This window comes from Micromonospora sp. NPDC048986, assembly GCF_040649335.1.
GTDB classification, from domain to species: domain Bacteria; phylum Actinomycetota; class Actinomycetes; order Mycobacteriales; family Micromonosporaceae; genus Micromonospora; species Micromonospora alfalfae.
This window is the reverse complement of the sequence record NZ_JBEZFJ010000001.1, coordinates 402914-420597: the sequence shown is the minus strand read 5'-3', so window position 1 is coordinate 420597 and position 17684 is coordinate 402914. Positions and strand designations below refer to the sequence as shown.

At 72.0% G+C, this 17684-nt stretch carries 15 protein-coding genes and 1 pseudogene; 13 read left to right on the top strand and 3 right to left on the bottom strand.

Features of this window, described 5'->3' with window-relative positions:
• The first annotated feature begins 130 nt into the window (after nucleotides 1-130).
• The 7 genes and pseudogenes from ssd to AB0B94_RS01905 all read left to right on the top strand — a co-directional run bounded on the left by ssd (nucleotide 131) and on the right by AB0B94_RS01905 (nucleotide 5442).
• A complete protein-coding gene (ssd, locus tag AB0B94_RS01935) occupies nucleotides 131-1234 on the top strand; it encodes a septum site-determining protein Ssd (RefSeq protein ID WP_357267340.1) in 1104 nt (367 codons plus the stop codon).
• Nucleotides 1231-2442, top strand: coding sequence for a TadA family conjugal transfer-associated ATPase (locus tag AB0B94_RS01930; RefSeq protein WP_357267337.1), 1212 nt, complete (start codon nucleotides 1231-1233; stop codon nucleotides 2440-2442). Before ssd ends, AB0B94_RS01930 begins: the two co-directional genes overlap by 4 nt.
• Nucleotides 2443-3140: 698 nt before the next feature.
• Nucleotides 3141-3734, top strand: a pseudogene (locus tag AB0B94_RS01925) (hypothetical protein); the annotation flags it as partial.
• Nucleotides 3731-4390, top strand: a complete 660-nt coding sequence (locus AB0B94_RS01920) for a type II secretion system F family protein (protein ID WP_357267334.1) — start codon at nucleotides 3731-3733, stop codon at nucleotides 4388-4390. The pseudogene AB0B94_RS01925 and the gene AB0B94_RS01920, both read left to right, overlap by 4 nt.
• A 22-nt stretch (nucleotides 4391-4412) precedes the next feature.
• Nucleotides 4413-4580 carry a DUF4244 domain-containing protein gene (locus tag AB0B94_RS01915; protein WP_081883916.1) on the top strand — a complete coding sequence of 56 codons (168 nt, stop codon included), beginning with the start codon at nucleotides 4413-4415 and terminating at the stop codon, nucleotides 4578-4580.
• A gap of 47 nt (nucleotides 4581-4627) precedes the next feature.
• Nucleotides 4628-5023 (top strand): TadE family type IV pilus minor pilin, encoded by a 396-nt coding sequence (locus AB0B94_RS01910; RefSeq protein WP_357267331.1) that lies wholly within the window; start codon nucleotides 4628-4630, stop codon nucleotides 5021-5023.
• On the top strand, nucleotides 5023-5442 hold the full coding sequence (locus AB0B94_RS01905) for an Rv3654c family TadE-like protein (protein ID WP_357267328.1): 420 nt from the start codon (nucleotides 5023-5025) through the stop codon (nucleotides 5440-5442). Before AB0B94_RS01910 ends, AB0B94_RS01905 begins: the two co-directional genes overlap by 1 nt.
• 391 nt (nucleotides 5443-5833) lie before the next feature.
• Here AB0B94_RS01905 and AB0B94_RS01900 read toward each other — a convergent pair whose 3' ends face one another.
• From AB0B94_RS01900 to AB0B94_RS01890, 3 genes are all read right to left on the bottom strand, one after another.
• Nucleotides 5834-6412, bottom strand: a complete 579-nt coding sequence (locus AB0B94_RS01900) for a hypothetical protein (RefSeq protein ID WP_238668797.1) — start codon at nucleotides 6410-6412, stop codon at nucleotides 5834-5836.
• A 165-nt stretch (nucleotides 6413-6577) separates the two neighbouring features.
• Complete coding sequence (locus AB0B94_RS01895; protein ID WP_238668798.1) at nucleotides 6578-6787, bottom strand: hypothetical protein; 210 nt, start codon at nucleotides 6785-6787, stop codon at nucleotides 6578-6580.
• Nucleotides 6788-6886: 99 nt separating this feature from the next.
• Nucleotides 6887-9307 (bottom strand): DEAD/DEAH box helicase, encoded by a 2421-nt coding sequence (locus AB0B94_RS01890; protein WP_357267325.1) that lies wholly within the window; start codon nucleotides 9305-9307, stop codon nucleotides 6887-6889.
• A gap of 140 nt (nucleotides 9308-9447) precedes the next feature.
• Between AB0B94_RS01890 and AB0B94_RS01885 the strand changes: the two genes are divergently transcribed.
• From AB0B94_RS01885 to topA, 6 genes are all read left to right on the top strand, one after another.
• The gene (locus AB0B94_RS01885) at nucleotides 9448-9804 is read left to right on the top strand and encodes an STAS domain-containing protein (protein WP_357267322.1); all 357 of its coding nucleotides are present in this window, start codon (nucleotides 9448-9450) and stop codon (nucleotides 9802-9804) included.
• Nucleotides 9801-10238 carry an ATP-binding protein gene (locus tag AB0B94_RS01880; RefSeq protein ID WP_238668803.1) on the top strand — a complete coding sequence of 146 codons (438 nt, stop codon included), beginning with the start codon at nucleotides 9801-9803 and terminating at the stop codon, nucleotides 10236-10238. Before AB0B94_RS01885 ends, AB0B94_RS01880 begins: the two co-directional genes overlap by 4 nt.
• Before the next feature lie 316 nt (nucleotides 10239-10554).
• Nucleotides 10555-12915, top strand: a complete 2361-nt coding sequence (locus tag AB0B94_RS01875) for a sodium-translocating pyrophosphatase (protein ID WP_238668804.1) — start codon at nucleotides 10555-10557, stop codon at nucleotides 12913-12915.
• A 103-nt stretch (nucleotides 12916-13018) separates the two neighbouring features.
• Nucleotides 13019-13558: a hypothetical protein gene (locus tag AB0B94_RS01870; protein WP_238668805.1), complete on the top strand. Its 540-nt coding sequence runs from the start codon at nucleotides 13019-13021 to the stop codon at nucleotides 13556-13558.
• A complete protein-coding gene (locus AB0B94_RS01865; protein ID WP_357267317.1) occupies nucleotides 13549-14280 on the top strand; it encodes a hypothetical protein in 732 nt (243 codons plus the stop codon). Before AB0B94_RS01870 ends, AB0B94_RS01865 begins: the two co-directional genes overlap by 10 nt.
• Before the next feature lie 424 nt (nucleotides 14281-14704).
• Nucleotides 14705-17536: a type I DNA topoisomerase gene (gene topA, locus AB0B94_RS01860; RefSeq protein WP_357267314.1), complete on the top strand. Its 2832-nt coding sequence runs from the start codon at nucleotides 14705-14707 to the stop codon at nucleotides 17534-17536.
• The last annotated feature ends 148 nt before the right edge of the window (nucleotides 17537-17684 follow it).

Here is a 17684-nt window from a genome sequence, read left to right as displayed (position 1 = left end):
GATCAACTGTTCGAGTGGGGGTTTTCCACAGCCCACCAGGTTGTCCACAGGTGACGACATCGGGACGGCTCGTGGGGCGGATTCCGAGCAGGGTCGGCGGCATACCAGAGCCCGACCGCTGGAGGCCGCGATGCCACCCCGTACAACGGTTCCGCCGATCCGCCGGCTCCCGCTGGTCGTCACCGGCGACGACGATCTGCTCGATGATGTCCTCCGGCTCGCCGCCGTCGGCGGGACCGAGGTGGAGCTCGCCCGCGATCCAGCGGCCGCCCGCACCCGGTGGCTTCCCGCGCCCCTGGTGTTGCTCGGCGCCGATCAGGCGCAGGCCTGCCTACGCGCCCGGTTGCCGCAACGGCCACGGCTGGTGCTGCTCGGCCGGGCTGGTCAACTCGACCCCGGCTGGCAGATCGCCGAGCTGATCGGGGCCGAGCACGTCGCCACGCTGCCGGCCGCAGAGCCGTGGCTGGTGGACCGGTTCGCCGAACACGATCCGGACCGTCCGGTCGGCGTCGGCGCCCGGGTCGTCGCGGTCCTCGGTGGTCGGGGCGGTGCGGGCGCGAGCGTGCTCGCCGGTGGTCTTGCGGTGACCGCCGCCCGGGCCCGGCTGCGCACCCTCCTGGTCGACGCCGACCCGCTCGGTGGTGGCCTCGACCTCGTGCTGGGCTGGGAGCAGTTGGAAGGCCTGCGCTGGCCGTCCCTCACCAGCGCCGACGGGCGGGTGGACGCCCCGGCGCTGGTGCAGGCCCTGCCCAGCCGGGGTGATCTCGTGGTGCTCTCCTGGGACCGCGGCGAGATGCTGCCGTTGCCGGCGACGGCCATGGCGGCGACAGTCGACGCGGCCCGGCGCGGGCGGGACTTCGTGGTGATCGACCTTCCCCGACAGCTTGACGACGCGGCGGTGGTGGCGCTGCAAGCCGCCGACCAGGCGTTCGTCGTCGTGCCGGCCGAGTTGCGTGCCACCGCTGCGGCCACTCGGGTGGTGGCCGCTGCCGCCCCGCACTGCGCTGCGCTCGCTGTGGTGGTGCGCGGGCCTGCGCCGGGGCGGTTGCGGGCGTCCGAGGTGGCACGCGCGCTGGGTCTTCCGCTGGCCGGCACGCTGCGCCCCGAGCCAGGGCTCTGCCGTGGGCTGGAACGGGGCGAGGCGCCGGCAGCCGGGGGCAAGGGCCCACTGGCCGCCCTCTGCCAACGGATCGTCAGCGACCTCACCGGCGTGCCTGCTGCGGGTGCGGCATGACCGCCGGGCCGGAGGACGGCACGCTCGCCGCCCGGGTGCGGCAGCGGATCGCCGCCGCCACCACCCCGGTCACCGCGGCGGCCATCGTCTCCGCGGTACGGGCCGAGCCCGCCGCCGCAGTGCTCGGTGACACCGCCATGCTGCGGATCGCCGACCGGGTGCGTGACGACCTCGTCGGCGCTGGGCCGTTGGCGTCGCTGCTCGCCGACCCGGAGGTCACCGACGTCCTCGTCAACGGCGCCCGGGTCTGGGTCGATCGAGGGTCGGGGCTGCACCAGGTCGCCGTCCCGGTGGGCTCGGTGGAGGATGTCCGCCGGCTGGCGCAGCGGCTGATCGCCAGCGCGGGGCGGCGGCTCGACGACGGCTCCCCGTACGCGGACGCGCGGCTTCCCGACGGCACCCGACTGCACGCCGTGCTGCCGCCGGTGGCGACCGACGGTCCCTACCTGTCGCTGCGGACCTTCCGGCACCGGCCGTTCACCCTCGACGAGTTGGTGCGCCAGGGGACCGTGCCGCGACCGCTGGCACCACTGCTCGCCGCAGTCGTGGCGGCCCGACTGGCGTACCTGGTGACCGGAGGCACCGGGTCGGGCAAGACGACACTGCTCAACACCCTGCTGGGGATGGTGCCGGCCACCGAACGGATCGTGCTGGTGGAGGACGCCGCCGAGCTGCGTCCGGGGCATCCGCACGTGGTGGGGCTCCAGGCACGTACCGCCAATGTGGAGGGCACGGGCGTGGTCAGCCTGGCGGACCTGGTCCGGCAGGCGTTGCGGATGCGCCCGGACCGGCTGGTGGTCGGGGAGTGCCGGGGCGCTGAGGTGGTCGACCTGCTGGCCGCGCTCAACACCGGCCATGACGGGGGTGCCGGCACCCTGCACGCCAACACACCGTCGGACGTGCCGGCCCGGTTGGAGGCCCTGGGCATGTTGGGTGGGCTGCCCCGCGCCGCGCTGCACGCCCAGGTGGCCGCCGCGTTGCAGGTGCTGTTCCAGGTGCGACGCGGCGAACGTGGTCGGGTCCTGGAGTCGGTCTGCCTGCTGCTGCCCGAGGGGCCCGATCGGATGGTGACAGTGGTGCCCGCCTGGGTACGCGGCAGTGGGCTCGGTCTCGCCGCCCGTGCCCTCGGGGCGCTGCTGCGCGAGCGTGGGGTGGCGGTGCCGCCCATCCTCAGCGAGCCCTGGCCCGGATCGGCCGGTCCGGTATGACCCCCGAGACGATTCTGGTGGCGGCGCTGCTCCTGGTCGCCGCCGCCCTGGTGGCGTGGCCCGTACTGAGCATTCGGGCCCGTCGACGTCGCGTGCTGGCACCGGGACGGAGGGGCGGCGGCGCCGATCCGGATGACGCCCTGGTGCGGTGGATCAGGGAACTCGGTCGCACGCCGGACGGGCCGGTCGACGCCGCTGGCGCCGCCCCGACCAAGGGCCATCCGGCCGGCATCGGGTTCGACTCGGCACCTACCGCGGATGCCAACGGAAGACGGACGGCACTCGGTTGGCCCGACCGGGACGTAACAGGCAGCCCGAGGTGGCCGGGAGCGGCAGGCGGGTTCACGCGTCCGGAGGGCCCGACGCGCCCGCCGGCCCGTCGGGATCCTCGACGCCCGACCGGCACCATCCGCCCCGAACTGGCCCCCACCATGCTCGACGCCGAACAACGGCCTGGCCCCTCGGCGGCCACGACCACGATCGGCGTCAACGGTGTGGACGTGACCGGTCGGAACGACGTCGTCGGTCCGGCAACCGCGGACGGGCACGGCGACCTGGACGCTGGCTGTCGGGGCGCGTCCGCCGAGGCGGCGTCCGATGGGCGCGCGATCGCTGACTGCCGCGCTCACGGGCGCGTCGGCGCGGCCGCCAGAAGGCCGGGTTCGCCTGCGTCGTTGCGCATCTCGCGATCGACGGCCCGCGTGCTGCCGGTGGCCGGTCTGCTCGGCGGCGGTGTGGGTGCAGTGGTCGGGGGTCCGGTGGCCGCTGTCGCGATGGCCGGGTACGGCACGCTGGCCGTGCGCGCTGCCCTGCGTTGGCGAGTGAACCGGAGCGCCGAGCGGGACAGGCGACGTGGACTGGACCAGCTCTGCGGCCTCGCGGCGGACCTGCGGGCCGGCCTGCCCGTGCCACACGCGTTCGATGTCGCGGACCTTGAGCATGGCAGGGGGGACCGCCTACATCAGTTGACCTCGGCGGCGGTGCGATTGGCCGACCGGACCGGCGCGCCGCTGGCGGAGCTCGTCGAGCGGATCGAGGCGGACGCCCGGGCAACCGACAGGGGCCTGGCCGCGGCGGCAGCCCAGGCGGCGGGTGCGCGGGCCACGGCCTGGCTACTCGCGGCGCTGCCGATCGGCGGGATCGGGCTCGGGTTCGGGATCGGCGTCGACCCGGTGACGGTGCTCCTGCACAGCACCGTCGGTGGAGCCTGCGCTGTCGTCGCGGTCGCCCTGCAGATCGTGGGCCTGCTCTGGGCAGAACGGCTGGGCGCGACATCGGGGCGGGCCGGATGACGGCCCGGTACCCGGTCGGCCAGCCCAGCTCGGCGGTCCAGCCCAGCTCGACGAGTCGGCGACGGCCGGACGTGATCCGGCTGGTGGCGGCGCTGGCCGGGCTCGCCGTGGCCATCGTCGTCGAGGGTTGGCTCGGGCTGCTCGGTGCTCTCCCGGTCGCCTTCCTGCTCGATGTCCTGCTGCGGCGGATCGAGTCGCCCGCAATGCGTAGGCGGCGGCAGCAGGAGGCTGCTGACCTACCGCTCGCCGCCGACCTGCTGGCGGCGGCGATGCGGGCGGGCGCGCCGGTGGATCGCTCAGTGCTGGCCGTCGCCGAGGCGCTGGACGGGCCGCTCGCCGGCCGGTTGGCCCGGGTTGGCCGCACGCTGCTGCTTGGTGGTGGCCCAGCGGAGGCATGGTCCGCGCTGAACGGCGTTCCCGGCGCTGAGCGCCTGACCGCGGCAGCGTTGCGCTCGGCAAACAGTGGTGCCGCCCTGGCCGGCGCACTGACCCGGCTCGCCGACGACCTGCGCGCCGACCGGGCCACCGCCGCCGAGGCCTCGGCCCGCCGGGCGGGTGTGCTCATCGTCCTGCCGCTGGGGCTCTGCTTCCTGCCGGCGTTCATTCTCGCCGGCCTCGTGCCGGTGATCGTCGCCGTTCTCGGCGATGTGCTCTGACCCATCGAGAAGGGAAACAGTCATGCGCAAACTCATCGCTCGCCTGCGTGGCGATGCCGGGATGAACACGGCCGAGTACGCCGTGGGCACCCTCGCCGCGGTCGCCTTCGCCGGGATCCTGTTGAAGGTGCTGACCTCCGGCAACGTCCAGTCGGCGCTGACCGCCGTCATCGACCGGGCGCTGAAGTGATCGCGCGCCGGCGGGCCGGCCGCGAGTCAGGGTCGAGCGTTCCCGGGTTGGCGGCATGCGCCGGGCGGAGACTTCCCGTCCTCGTCCGGGCTGCTGGCGGGGACCGGGGTTCCTTCACCGCCGAACTGGCGGCCGGCCTGCCGGCGCTGCTCCTGCTCCTGCTGGCCGGCCTGACCGCCGTCAACGCCGTCACCGCGCAGGCGGGCTGTCTGCACGCCGCTCGGGAGGCGGCGCTCGCCGCCGCCCGGGGCGCGGATGGCAGCGCGGTAGGTGGCCGGGCGGCGCCCCCGGGGGCGGCGGTGTCGGTGTCCGTCGACGGCGACCGGGCGCAGGCGACGGTACGGGCACCCGTCCGGGCCCTGGGCGGCCGGCTGCCGCGGATCACAGTGGTCGCCACCGCCGTCGCCGCCGTCGAGCCGGGCACTCACGAGGGGAGTTGGTAGTGCCACGAACTGACGATCCGTCACACCGCCCCGGTCATCCACCGGCCGCCGGAGGGCTCGTTGGTGGCCGGTCGGACCGGCAGCGAGGCGGCGCGACGGTTCTGCTGCTGGCGATGGGGCTCGTCCTCGTGGTGTTCGGGACGTTCGGCGCCGCCATCGTCGCCGCCGGAATGGCAAGCCAGCGAGCGGCCGTAGCAGCCGACCTCGGCGCGCTGGCCGGGGCCGTCCGGGCGCTCGACGGCGACGCTGTGGCCTGCGCGTCCGCGTCCGACCTCGCCGGTCGTAACGATGGTCGGCTGGTCGGCTGTCACCTCGACGGGCTGGACGTGCTGGTGACAGTCGAGGTGGCGTTCACGCCACTACCCGGCCTGACCCGGGTGGCCGTAGCGAGCGCCCGCGCCGGCCCGGTGCGGGGCTGACCCTCACTGGCCGGTGCCTGCTCGAGGAGCCGGGAACCGGGGTGGGATTGGTGGGTGCTGTGGAGCTGAATCGGTGACGACATCAAGGGTGATGCGTTTGCGACATCAGCTCAAAAGGGGGACCGGAGCCGTCAGGGGCCGAGTCGCCAGTGGCCTCTCGCCTGAGGAGGGTCCAACGGCCCCGCCGGCCGGGGCGCGCGGTCCAACGGCCTCCCGCCCGGGAGCGCGGCCCGACGGCGTGCCAGCCGGGCGCGGCCAGAGCAGAGCGCGGTCCAACGGCCTGCCGGCCGGGACTGGTCGAGGTCCAGGTCCCGGCCGGCAGCCGAGGATCGGGTGGCCGCGACGGCGACCGCCGAGGGTCACCGCAGAGCCCTGGTCCGGGCCGGGTGTGTCAGCGGGCCTGGAGCGCGTCGAGGGCGACGGCCATCGCGATGACCAGGCGGCGGTCGATCTGCGGGTTCTGCACCTCGACGACGTACTTGTCGCGCAGGCCCCACTTCTTGACCACGGTGAAGACCGGCTGGCCCCCCGCGGTGAAGTCGAAGTGGTACGGCAGCCAGGACAGCGAGTCGACGAATCGACGCAGCAGCGCCACCGGCATGCTGCGCTCCTGGCCCGTCACCTGCGGCAGGCCGGCCTGCTCGACGTGCCAGGTGGAGCGCAGCAGCGACTGGGCGAAGTCCTTGCGGAACAGGCCGATCGGGTTGCCCGCCGCGTCGGTGACGTCGTACGTGGCACCCAGGTCGATGCGCTGGCGGGCCTTGAAGCCGAGCAGGGGCTGCTGCTTGGAGTCATCCGTGTAGATGGTCACCTGCTCCTTGAAGGCGAGTCGCTTCTGCTGCGCGAACGCCAGCAGCTCACCCTCGGTGCCGTCGGGGGCGACCGCCCGGACCTCGTACTGGTTGACCATCATGCGCAGTCGCTGGCGGATGTGGAACTGGTGCTGGCCCTGCAAGTTGTCGAGCTGCATGTGCACTCCTCTGGGGGTTGGTGCGCCGGAGTCTCGCACAGCCCGACAACCGTCGCGCCCCCTGCTGTCCATGATCGCTTGCGGCTGGGTAGCCGTCGAGCCCGTTGGACGACTACCCAGCACGGAGTGACCACTGGTGCCCTTGCAGGATCACTCCCGGCGACCTCAGCGACTGTCGACGGAGGTCACGGTCCGCAGCGACCAGGTGTTGAGCACCTGGTGAATGCCGCGCAGCCGCTCGTTGATCTGTTCCAGCCGTTCCGCCTGGGCCAGGGCGGCCAACGCCGACCCCAGCGCGATCTGCTGGTCGAGGGTGAGATTGTCCTGGTCGATGGTGTAGAGCAGGTCGACGGTCTCGGCGATGGTGTCGGCCACAGCTTCTCCTCGGGCACGGGGGGCGATCAGCAACATGGGCATCGATGGAAGCGCTCCCACACCATTGTGCCCCGTGCCATGCCGATTCATGCAAGCCGCTCAGTCCGGCAGGTTCGTCAACACCACGTCGAGCACCCGGATCGCGTCCGGCTTGGAGAGGGGATTGTTGCCGTTGCCGCATTTCGGTGACTGCACGCAGGACGGGCATCCGGTCTCGCAGCCGCACTCCGCTATCGCGTCCCGGGTGGCCCGCAGCCACGCCGACGCCGTCCCGTACGCCCGCTCGGCGAACCCGGCGCCACCCGGATGCCCGTCGTAGACGAAGACGGTCGGCGCCTCGGTGTCCGGGTGCACGGCGGTGGAGAGCCCACCGATGTCCCACCGGTCGCAGGTCGCCATCAGCGGCAGCAGGCCGATCGCGGCGTGTTCGGCGGCGTGCAGCGCACCCGGCACGTCGGCCGGCTGGACCCCGGCGGCGGCCAGCGACTGCGGTGACAGGGTGAACCAGACCGCCACAGTGCGCAGCTCCCGGGTGGGCAGGTCGAGCGGCCGGGTGTCGATCACCTCGCCGGTGGCGATTCGCCGCCGCTGGTACGACACCACCTGGCTTGTCACATCCACCTCGCCGAGGAACATGCCGACCGGCCCGGCGTCCACGTAGGAGCGCACCGACACCACTGACAGGTCGGTGACGTCGCGGGCGTGGGTGGACCAGTCCGGCTCCTCGGCGCGTACCAGCGCGCAACCGTCGACCACGTCGAGCTGGTCGACCACGTACGAGACGCCCTGGTGCAGATAGACGGCGCCGGAGTGCAGCAGGAAGTGCGACGAGCCACCGTCGACAGTGCCGAGCAGCCGGCCGGTCGACGACTCCACCACGGCGACCGGAGCGCCGCCCTCGCCGCGCAGGTCCACCTCGGGCCGTTCCCGGTGCCGCCAGTACCAACCGGTGGGCCGCTGCCGCAGCGCCCCGGCCGCGACCAACTGGTCGACCGCCTCCTTCGCCCCCTCGCCGAAGAGCGTCAGGTCGGCCGGGGTGAGCGGTGCCTCCACCGCGGCGCAGGCCAGTTGCGGTGCCAGCACGTACGGGTTGGCCGGGTCGAGCACCGTCGCCTCCACCGGCGCGCCGAAGATCGCCTCCGGGTGGTGCACCAGGTAGGTGTCCAGTGGGTCGTCCCGGGCCACCAGCACCGCGAGGGCCTCCTGCCCGGAACGCCCGGCGCGGCCCGCCTGCTGCCACAGCGACGCCCTGGTGCCCGGGTAGCCGCAGATCAGCACCGCGTCGAGCCCGACCAGGTCCACGCCCAGCTCCAGCGCGTTGGTGGAGGCCAGGCCGAGCAGGTCGCCGTGCAGCAGGGCCCGTTCCAGCTCGCGTCGCTCCTCCCGCAGGTAACCGCCCCGGTAGGCGGCCACCCGGTCGCCGAGCCCCGGAACGGCGTCGTCCAGCGCTCGACGCGCGTTGGCGGCCACCACCTCGGCACCCTTGCGGGAGCGGACGAACGCGAGGGTGCGTACCCCCTCGGCGACAGTGTCGGCGAGCAGGTCCGCGGTCTCGCGCAGCGCCGACCGGCGGACCTGGTGAAGCTCGTCGTGCTCGCCGGTCGCCTGCGGCGGCACCAGCGAAGCGGCCGACGAGTCGGGCGGCAGCAGCGGCGGTTCCCAGAGCGCGAAGGTCACCCCGCCACGGGGGGAGGCGTCCTCGGTGACCGCTGTCACCGGCAGGCCGGTCAGCCGTCCGGCCGCGGTGGCCGGGTCGCCGGAGGTGGCCGAGGCGAGCACGAACACCGGGGTGGCCCCGAACCTGGCGCACTGCCGACGCAGCCGACGCAGCACGTGCGCGACGTGCGAGCCGAACACGCCCCGGTAGGTGTGGCACTCGTCGATCACCACGTACGCGAGTCGGCGCAGGAAGCCGGACCACTGGGCGTGCCCGGGCAGGATGCCGTGGTGCAGCATGTCCGGGTTGGTCAGCACGAACCGGGAGTGCCGCCGGATCCACTCCCGCTCGGTTCGCGGAGTGTCCCCGTCGTAGCAGGCGGGGCGTACACCCTCCAGTTCCAGCGCGGCGACGGCGCGCAACTGGTCCGCGGCGAGCGCCTTGGTCGGCGCCAGGTAGAGCACTGTGGCCCGGGGGTCGGCGAGCAGTGTGGCCAGGGCGGGCAGCTGGTACGCCAGTGACTTGCCGGACGCGGTGCCGGTGGCGACGACCACGTGCTGGCCCTCGTACGCAAGGTTGGCCGCCTGCGCCTGGTGCTGCCAGGGGGCGACCACGCCGCGTCCTGTGAACGCCGCCCGCAACTCCGCAGGTGCCCACGACGGCCACGGCGCGGGCACGCCGGCGCGGGCCGGCACCCGTTCGACGTGGGTGACCGGGTCGGCGGCACCCCGGGCGCGTAGCCGGCGCAGCAGGTCGGCTGGCGCTGGTCCAGGGCCGGGACCAGCGGATACGGTGGCCGCGGACGACGACTCCAGGTCGTGGCGCGGCGTGCCCCGCGCGGAGCTGAAGTCGTTGGAGGTCACGCCCTGCACTCTCGCACTGGTGTTCGGAGATGAAAAGTCGGACACCGGGGTAAGGGGAAGCCTCCGCTGGCGTCCGCAGGCCGTCCCGGCGGTAGTGGTTAGATGCCCACGAGAGTTTACGGCTCTGGCGAGGAGGACCGATGGAGCTGTCACTGGCGACCCGCACCGTGGGCGAGCACACGGTGCTCGAGGTCGGTGGTGAGGTGGACGTCTACACCGCGCCCCGGCTCCGTGAGCGACTCCTCGAACTGATCGACGGTGGCGCCCGTCACGTGGTGGTCGACCTCGGTCGGGTGGACTTCCTCGACTCCACCGGGCTGGGCGTGCTGGTCGGCGCGCTCAAGCGGCTCCGCTCGACCGGCGGTTCGTTCGCGCTGGTCTGCGACAAGGAACCGCTGCTCAAGATCTTCCGGATCACCGCGCTGGACCAGGTGTTTCCGCTGCACCCGACGGTCGACGCGGCGATCAGCGCTGACTCGGCGGGCGCCGGCGCGTGATGGCGACAGTCAAGCTCTCCTTCTCGCCCGCTCCGGTGCACGTGCGCACCGCCCGCCTGGTCGGCGTCGCCGTCGCCCGGCGGGCCGGGGTGCGGGAGGAACTGCTGGACGAGGTGCGCCTGGCCATCGGTGAGGCGTGCACGCGCGCGGTGGCCCTGCACCGGCAGTACGGCCTGGCCGACCCGGTGCTGGTGGAGATGTCCGACGGTGGCTCGTACGCCGTGCGGGTGGTGGACCGGGCGCCGATCGAGGCGGGTATCGGTCTGACCGCGCTGCCACCGGACGAGCTGGCCAACGAGTCGCTGACCGATGAGGCGCTGACCACCGGCGTCGGCTTCGCGCTGCTCGCCGGTTTCGTCGAGGACCTCCAGGTGCGCCCGGTCGACGAGGGCATCGGCACCGAGGTGCGGATGGTGTGGCCGGTCGGCCGCTGACCAGTCTCGCTGCGTAGGCCGCGTCCCCTGCTGGGGATGCGGCCTTCTTTGCATGGATGGGGCCCTATATCAGATTTCGTTTCATAACACAGCGACGAAGATCATCGCGACACGGTGCCACCTGGGTGTGACCTCCAACACTGCGGAGGGCTACAGTACCCGGGTTGTCAGCAAGTGACCTATCCCGCACCCAGCGGGTATGGGTGTTCATCGCTGGTCCGCTGGTGGGTTGGCGCGCGCTTGCGAGTCCGCATCCAGGCGTCGGTCAGTGCGTCTCCACTCACCGGCGCGAGTGTTCGGTAACAGGAGGACACAGATGTCCGAGACCTTGGCCGCTGACGGCGGCGGGCTTTCCCTTACCGGAAGCAATGTCACCTACGTCGTCATCGCCGCGGTTGTCGCGCTGGTGGCACTCGGTTTCGCTGCCGCCCTGACAAAAACGGTGCTGGCCGCTGGTAAGGGCACCGAGAAAATGCAGGAGATCTCGGGGGCGGTCCAGGAGGGCGCCTCGGCCTACCTGCTCCGGCAATTCCGCACCCTGGCGATCTTCGTCGTCATCGCCGTCGTGCTGCTCTTCCTGCTTCCGGTGCACGACACTGATGGCAGTGAACTCGCTGTGAAGATCGGCCGCTCACTCTTCTTCGTGGTGGGCGCCCTGTTCAGTGCGTTCATCGGCGGCGCCGGCATGTGGCTGGCCACCAGGGCCAACCTGCGCGTGGCCGCCGCCGCGAGGGAGCGAGCAGGCGGCCGCGAGGCGGCCATGAAGATCGCGTTCCGAACCGGGGGGGTCGTCGGCTTCTTCACCGTCGGCCTCGGCCTCTTCGGTGCCGCGCTGGTCGTCCTGCTCTACCGGGGTGACGCGCCGACCGTGCTGGAGGGCTTCGGCTTCGGCGCCGCGCTGCTCGCGATGTTCATGCGGGTCGGCGGTGGCATCTTCACCAAGGCCGCCGACGTCGGCGCCGACCTGGTCGGCAAGGTCGAGCAGGGCATCCCCGAGGATGACCCACGCAACGCCGCGACCATCGCCGACAACGTGGGCGACAACGTCGGTGACTGCGCCGGCATGGCCGCCGACCTGTTCGAGTCGTACGCGGTGACGCTGGTCGCCGCGCTGATCCTCGGCCGCGCCGCGTTCGGCGAGGAGGGCCTGGTCTTCCCGCTGATCATCTCCACCATCGGCGTGCTGATCGCTATCGTCGGTGTCTTCATCACCCGGCTGCGCGCGTCCGACCGTAACGCCCTGACCGCGATCAACCGGGCCTTCTACCTGTCGGCGGTGCTCTCCGCTGTGCTGGTGGCGATCGCCGCCTACGCGTACCTGCCGGCGACCTTCGGCGAGTTCGACAGCGGGCTCACCGACGCGCCCGGCAACCCCCGGCTGGTCGCCATCGGCGCGGTGGTCATCGGCATCGTGCTGGCCGCCGCGATCCAGGCGCTGACCGGCTACTTCACCGAGACCAACCGGCGCCCGGTGCAGGACATCGGCAAGAGCTCGCAGACCGGTGCGGCGACAGTGATCCTGGCCGGCATCAGCATCGGCCTGGAGTCGGCTGTCTACTCGGCCCTGCTGATCGGCGCCGGCGTCTTCGGGGCGTTCCTGCTCGGCGGCAGCTCCATCACGCTGTCGCTGTTCGCTGTGGCGCTGGCCGGCACCGGCCTGCTCACCACCGTCGGCGTGATCGTCGCGATGGACACCTTCGGGCCGATCTCCGACAACGCGCAGGGCATCGCCGAGATGTCCGGTGACCTCGACGAGCACGGCGCTCGCACGCTGACCGAGCTGGACGCGGTCGGCAACACCACCAAGGCGATCACCAAGGGCATCGCGATCGCCACGGCGGTGCTCGCCGCTACCGCGCTGTTCGGCTCGTACACCGACTCGCTCCGCAGCGCGTACGCGACGGCTGGGGTGGGCGACGTCGGGACGGAGATCCTCAACTCGCTGAACGTGGCGAACCCGCGCAACCTGGTCGGCCTGATCATCGGCGCGGCGGTGGTCTTCCTCTTCTCCGGGCTGGCCATCAACGCGGTGTCCCGCTCGGCCGGTGCCGTGGTGATGGAGGTCCGCCGGCAGTTCCGTGAGCTGCCCGGCATCATGGACGGCACCCAGCGCCCGGAGTACGGCAAGGTCGTCGACATCTGCACCAGGGACGCACAGCGCGAGCTGATGACCCCCGGTCTGCTCGCCATCCTGGCGCCGATCGCTGTCGGCTTCGGCCTCGGGCCCGGCGCGCTCGCCGCGTACCTGGCCGGTGCGATCGGTGCCGGCACCCTGATGGCGGTGTTCCTGTCCAACTCCGGTGGGGCCTGGGACAACGCCAAGAAGCTGGTCGAGGACGGCGCGTACGGGGGCAAGGGCTCCGAGGCGCACGCCGCCACTGTCATCGGCGACACCGTCGGTGACCCGTTCAAGGACACCGCCGGCCCGGCGATCAACCCGCTGATCAAGGTGATGAACCTGGTCTCGCTGCTGATCGCGCCCGCGGTGGTGGCCTGGAGCGTGGGCGACGACCGCAACGTCGGCCTGCGGGTCGGCATCGCGCTGGTCGCGACGCTGATCATCGTGGCGTCGGTGGTGTTCAGCAAGCGCAAGGGCATCGCGATGTCCGACTCGGACGTCGATGGCAACACCGGCGCGGGCAGCACCGATCACCGCCCGGAGACGGTCAACGCCTGATCCAGGAACGGTCCGGGGTCCCCGGTCGACGTAGCCCGTCGACCGGGGACCCCGGCCGTCCGGCCCGATGCCACACCTGGCCAAAGGCCGTACGCTGCAACGCATGCGTACGTGCCGGGCGTCTGCCGCCGGAAAGTTCACGGTGGTCCTGGCCACGATCGTCGTCCTGGCCGGCTGCGGCGGGGGTCCCAGCCCGCGGGCCTGGGCGGCCTCGGTCTGCGGCGCCCTCACCCCGTGGCGCTCCGAGATCAACAAGCTGACCAGCAGCACTGACGAGCAGATGACCGCGCAGACCACGCCGGCGCAGGCCAAGGAGAACCTGGTGCGGCTCTTCGATGGGGCGGAGCAGGCCAGCGAGGCCGCGCGCCGCAAGGTGGAGAAGGCGGGCATCCCGGAGGCGGAGAACGGCGAGGCCATCTCCGCCGGATTCCGTGGCTCCCTGGGAAAGATGCGTGACGCGTACGGTCGCGCCCGGGACACCATCGACGGCCTTGCCACCGGCGAGCCGACAGTCTTCTACGACGGCGTGCGGGCCGCCGTGGAAACCCTCAACAAGGAGTACGACGCCAGCGCGCTGGACACCAGCAAGCTCAACTCCGAGGAGTTGAAACAGGCATTCGACGAGGTGCCGGAGTGTCGCTGAGCGGGCTCGGTGACACCGGGAAGGCGCAGCCGCCCCCGGCGCTGTTCCCCGCGCCCGAGTCCGACCCGCCCACTCCCGGGCGACGCCGCGGCGGCGCGCCGCAGGCCGGCCCGGCGCGGCACGGCTCCCCCCAGCCCGACGACGCGGGCCGGCAACTTGTCTTCTTCGGCGCGGACGCGGCCGAACCGACAGTCGCCGACCTGGCCGGGTTGCTCGCCGGGCCGGGTGAGGTGGTCCGGATGGGCGGCACCGCCCGGCTCACGGTGCAGGTGGACGCCGCCTGGCGGGTGCACGTGCTCGTCGCCGAGCTGGCGTCGCGTGGGCTGGCGGCCAGCTGGGAGCCGACCGAGGGCGCGCGACACGCCGTTCGTACCTCGTACACCCGGGTTTTGAAGCCGCTCGCGGCCGCCTGGCTGCACGGTACGACGAAACGCCCGCCGGACGCGTTCCACCTGACCGGTCGACGGTTGCGGCTGTGGCTCGCCGCCGCCGGGACGGCGGAGCCTCCGGACTGCTTCCTGTTACGGCTGGGCACCGGCGACCAGGAGTGTTGGGAGTCGATCGGTGTGGCGCTCGCCTCGGCGGGGCTGGCTGGAACGCTGCTCGGCCCGGCTGAGGGCGGCCCGGCGTACCGGATCACCGGCCGCCGCCGACTCTCCCGGCTGGCCGAGCTGGTCGGCGCACCGCCGCCCGCAGCCCCAACCAACACCTGGCCAACCTGACCCCTCACCCCCGCGCCGATCATGGAGTTGTGGTGGGGGAGGTATTGCTCTCCCGGGGTTAAAACGCCCACCACAAGTCCATGATCGACGCGGTTGGGCGGTGCCGGCCGGGTGTCCGGTGCCGGACAGCGGGCGGGTAGATCCAGGCGGAAAACGGGCGGGTCGGGTCTCGGTGGTGGGTCCGCCATCGTCACAGTGACCCGCTTCGAGCCCTACCCACGGTGTACGGTGGCGCCGTCCGGCAGTGCTGAGCGCGGTGGGGCGGCGTCGACCGCCGCGTCGAAGCGGTTTGCGGCCCGCGAAACCCGAAACGCGGGCGGCGCGTTACGTTGGACATCCGGACCGCCGGTGCGACGGCGGGGTCGAAAGCGGTCGCTGTCCGGGCGCCGGCAGACCACGAGCAGGAGTGAGGTCGGGGAGAGACGTGCCGAGCAACGCTGGAACCACCCGTCTGGTCATCGTCGAGTCACCGGCGAAGGCCAAGACGATCTCGGGCTACCTTGGCCCGGGGTACGTCGTGGAGGCCAGCTTCGGTCACGTCCGCGACCTGCCGCGCAACGCCGCCGACGTGCCGGCCAAGTACAAGAAGGAACCCTGGGCCCGGCTCGGGGTGGACGTCGACAACGGCTTCCAGGCGCTCTACGTCGTCTCCGCCGACCGTAAGCAGCAGATCAGCAAGCTGGTGAAGCTGGCCAAGGAGGTCGACGAGATCTTCCTGGCGACGGATGAGGACCGCGAGGGCGAGGCGATCGCCTGGCACCTGGTCGAGACGCTCAAGCCCAAGGTCCCGGTCAAGCGGATGGTCTTCCACGAGATCACCAAGCCGGCGATCCAGGCTGCGGTGGCCAACCCCCGGGAGATCGACCGCGATCTGGTCGACGCCCAGGAGGCGCGCCGGATCCTCGACCGGCTGTACGGCTACGAGGTCTCCCCGGTGCTGTGGAAGAAGGTCATGCCGCGGCTCTCGGCAGGCCGGGTGCAGTCCGTGGCGACCCGCATCGTGGTCGAGCGGGAGCGGCAGCGGATGGCCTTCCGCACCGCCGAGTACTGGGACATCCTGGCCACCCTCGCCGTGGCGAACGCCGGTGACGGGCCGCGAAACTTCAACGCCACGCTGATCGCGTTGAACGGCGACCGGATCGCCACCGGTAAGGACTTCGAGCCGACCACTGGCAAGGTGAAGCCCGGCGCCGGGGTGGTCCACCTCGACGAGAGCGGCGCCCGGGGCCTCGCGGCCCGACTCGACGGACGGCCGTTCACCGTCACCCGGGTGGAGGAGAAGCCCTACCGCCGCCGCCCGTACGCGCCGTTCATCACCTCGACCCTCCAGCAGGAGGCGGCCCGCAAACTGCGCCTGTCCTCGCAGCAGACGATGCGCACCGCGCAGCGCCTGTACGAGAACGGCTACATCACCTATATGCGTACCGACTCGGTCAACCTGTCGGAGACCGCCATCTCGGCGGCCCGCCGACAGATCGTCGAGCTGTACGGCGAGCGCAGCGTTCCGCCGGAGCCGCGCCGCTACACCGGCAAGGTGAAGAACGCGCAGGAGGCGCACGAGGCGATCCGCCCGGCGGGGGACAACTTCCGCACCCCGGGTGAGGTGGCCAAGGAGCTGTCCGCCGAGGAGTTCAAGCTCTACGAGCTGATCTGGCGACGCACCATCGCCTCGCAGATGACCGACGCGGTCGGCTCCAGCGTGTCGGTGCGCATCCGGGCGGTCTCCACCTCGCAGGAGGAAGCCGACTTCGGCGCGACCGGCAAGACCATCACCGACCCGGGCTTCCTGCGCGCCTACGTCGAGTCCAGCGACGACGAGAACGCCGAGGCCGAGGACGCCGAGCGCCGGCTGCCCACCCTGGTCAAGGATCAGCCGCTGACCGCCGACGAGCTGGCCGCGCAGGGTCACCACACCCAGCCGCCGTCGCGCTACACCGAAGCGTCGCTGGTCAAGGCCCTGGAAGAGCTGGGCATCGGCCGCCCGTCCACCTACGCGTCGATCATGCAGACGATCCAGGACCGGGGGTACGTCACCAAGCGCGGCCAGGCGATGATCCCCACGTTCCTGGCCTTCGCGGTGATCGGGCTGATGGAGCGGCACTACCCCCGCCTCATCGACTACGACTTCACGGCCACCATGGAGAACGAGCTGGACGAGATCGCCGGTGGTGACCACGCTGCTGTCGACTTCCTCACGGCGTTCTACTTCGGCAGCTCCAACGGTGCCGGTGACCAGGACATCGCCCGCTCCGGTGGGCTCAAGAAGCTGGTCACCGAGAACCTCAGCGACATCGACGCCCGCAGCGTCAACTCCATCCCGCTCTTCACCGACGACGACGGCCGCGAGGTCGTCGTCCGGGTCGGCCGCTACGGGCCGTACCTGCAACGGGAGTTGCCCGGTGGCGAGCAGCCGGCACCGGCTGCCGAGGGCGAGGAGGGTGGCTCCCAGGGTGACCGGGCGCCGATCCCCGAGGGCCTGGCCCCGGACGAGCTGACCCCGGAGAAGGTGCACGAGCTGTTCCTGGGCGGCAGCGGCGAGCGCAAGCTCGGCGACGACCCGGCGACCGGCGAGCCGATCGTGCTCAAGTCCGGCCGGTTCGGCCCGTACGTGTCAAGCGGTGAGCGCAAGTCGTCGCTGCTGCGGACGCAGACGCCGGACTCGCTGACCCTGGAGGAGGCGCTCAAGCTGCTCAGCCTTCCCCGGCTGATCGGTGTCGCGCCGGACGGCGTCGAGGTCTTCGCCAACAACGGCCGCTACGGCCCGTACGTCAAGCAGGGCGAGGAGTTCCGTTCGCTGGAGTCCGAGGACAAGATGTTCACCGTCACGCTGGACGAGGCGCTGGCTCTGCTGGCCGCCCCGAAGGCGCGTGGACGGCGAGCCGCGGCACCGCCGTTGCGCGAGATGGGCGTGGACCCGGCGACCGAGAAGCCGATGGTGATCAAGGACGGCCGGTTCGGCCCGTACGTGACCGACGGCGAGTTCAACGCGTCGCTGCGGCGCGGGCAGACGCCGGAGGCGCTGACCATCGAGGAAGCGTCCGAGATGTTGGCCGAGAAGCGGGCGAAGGGTCCGGCGCCGCGGAAGAAGGCGGCGGCGAAGAAGGCGCCTGCGAAGAAGGCAACTGCCACGAAGAAGACGGCCGCCGCCAGCAAGTCCACGGCCGCCAAGAAGACCACCACTGCCAAGGCGACGGCGGCGAAGAAGGCTCCGGCGAAGAAGGCCGCCCCGCGCAAGGCGGCTACCAGCACCGAGTAACTCTCGTCCGGGCCGCTCGGATCCGTGACGTGCGGCTGTGGCCGTGGTCCGGGTGTTTCCGATCACGCTGAGGTGGTGCCGCTCGTCGCTTCGCCGGTACCGCCGTACCGTATGGTCATGCCGATCTGCGAGCTGTGCCCGCCGAGGT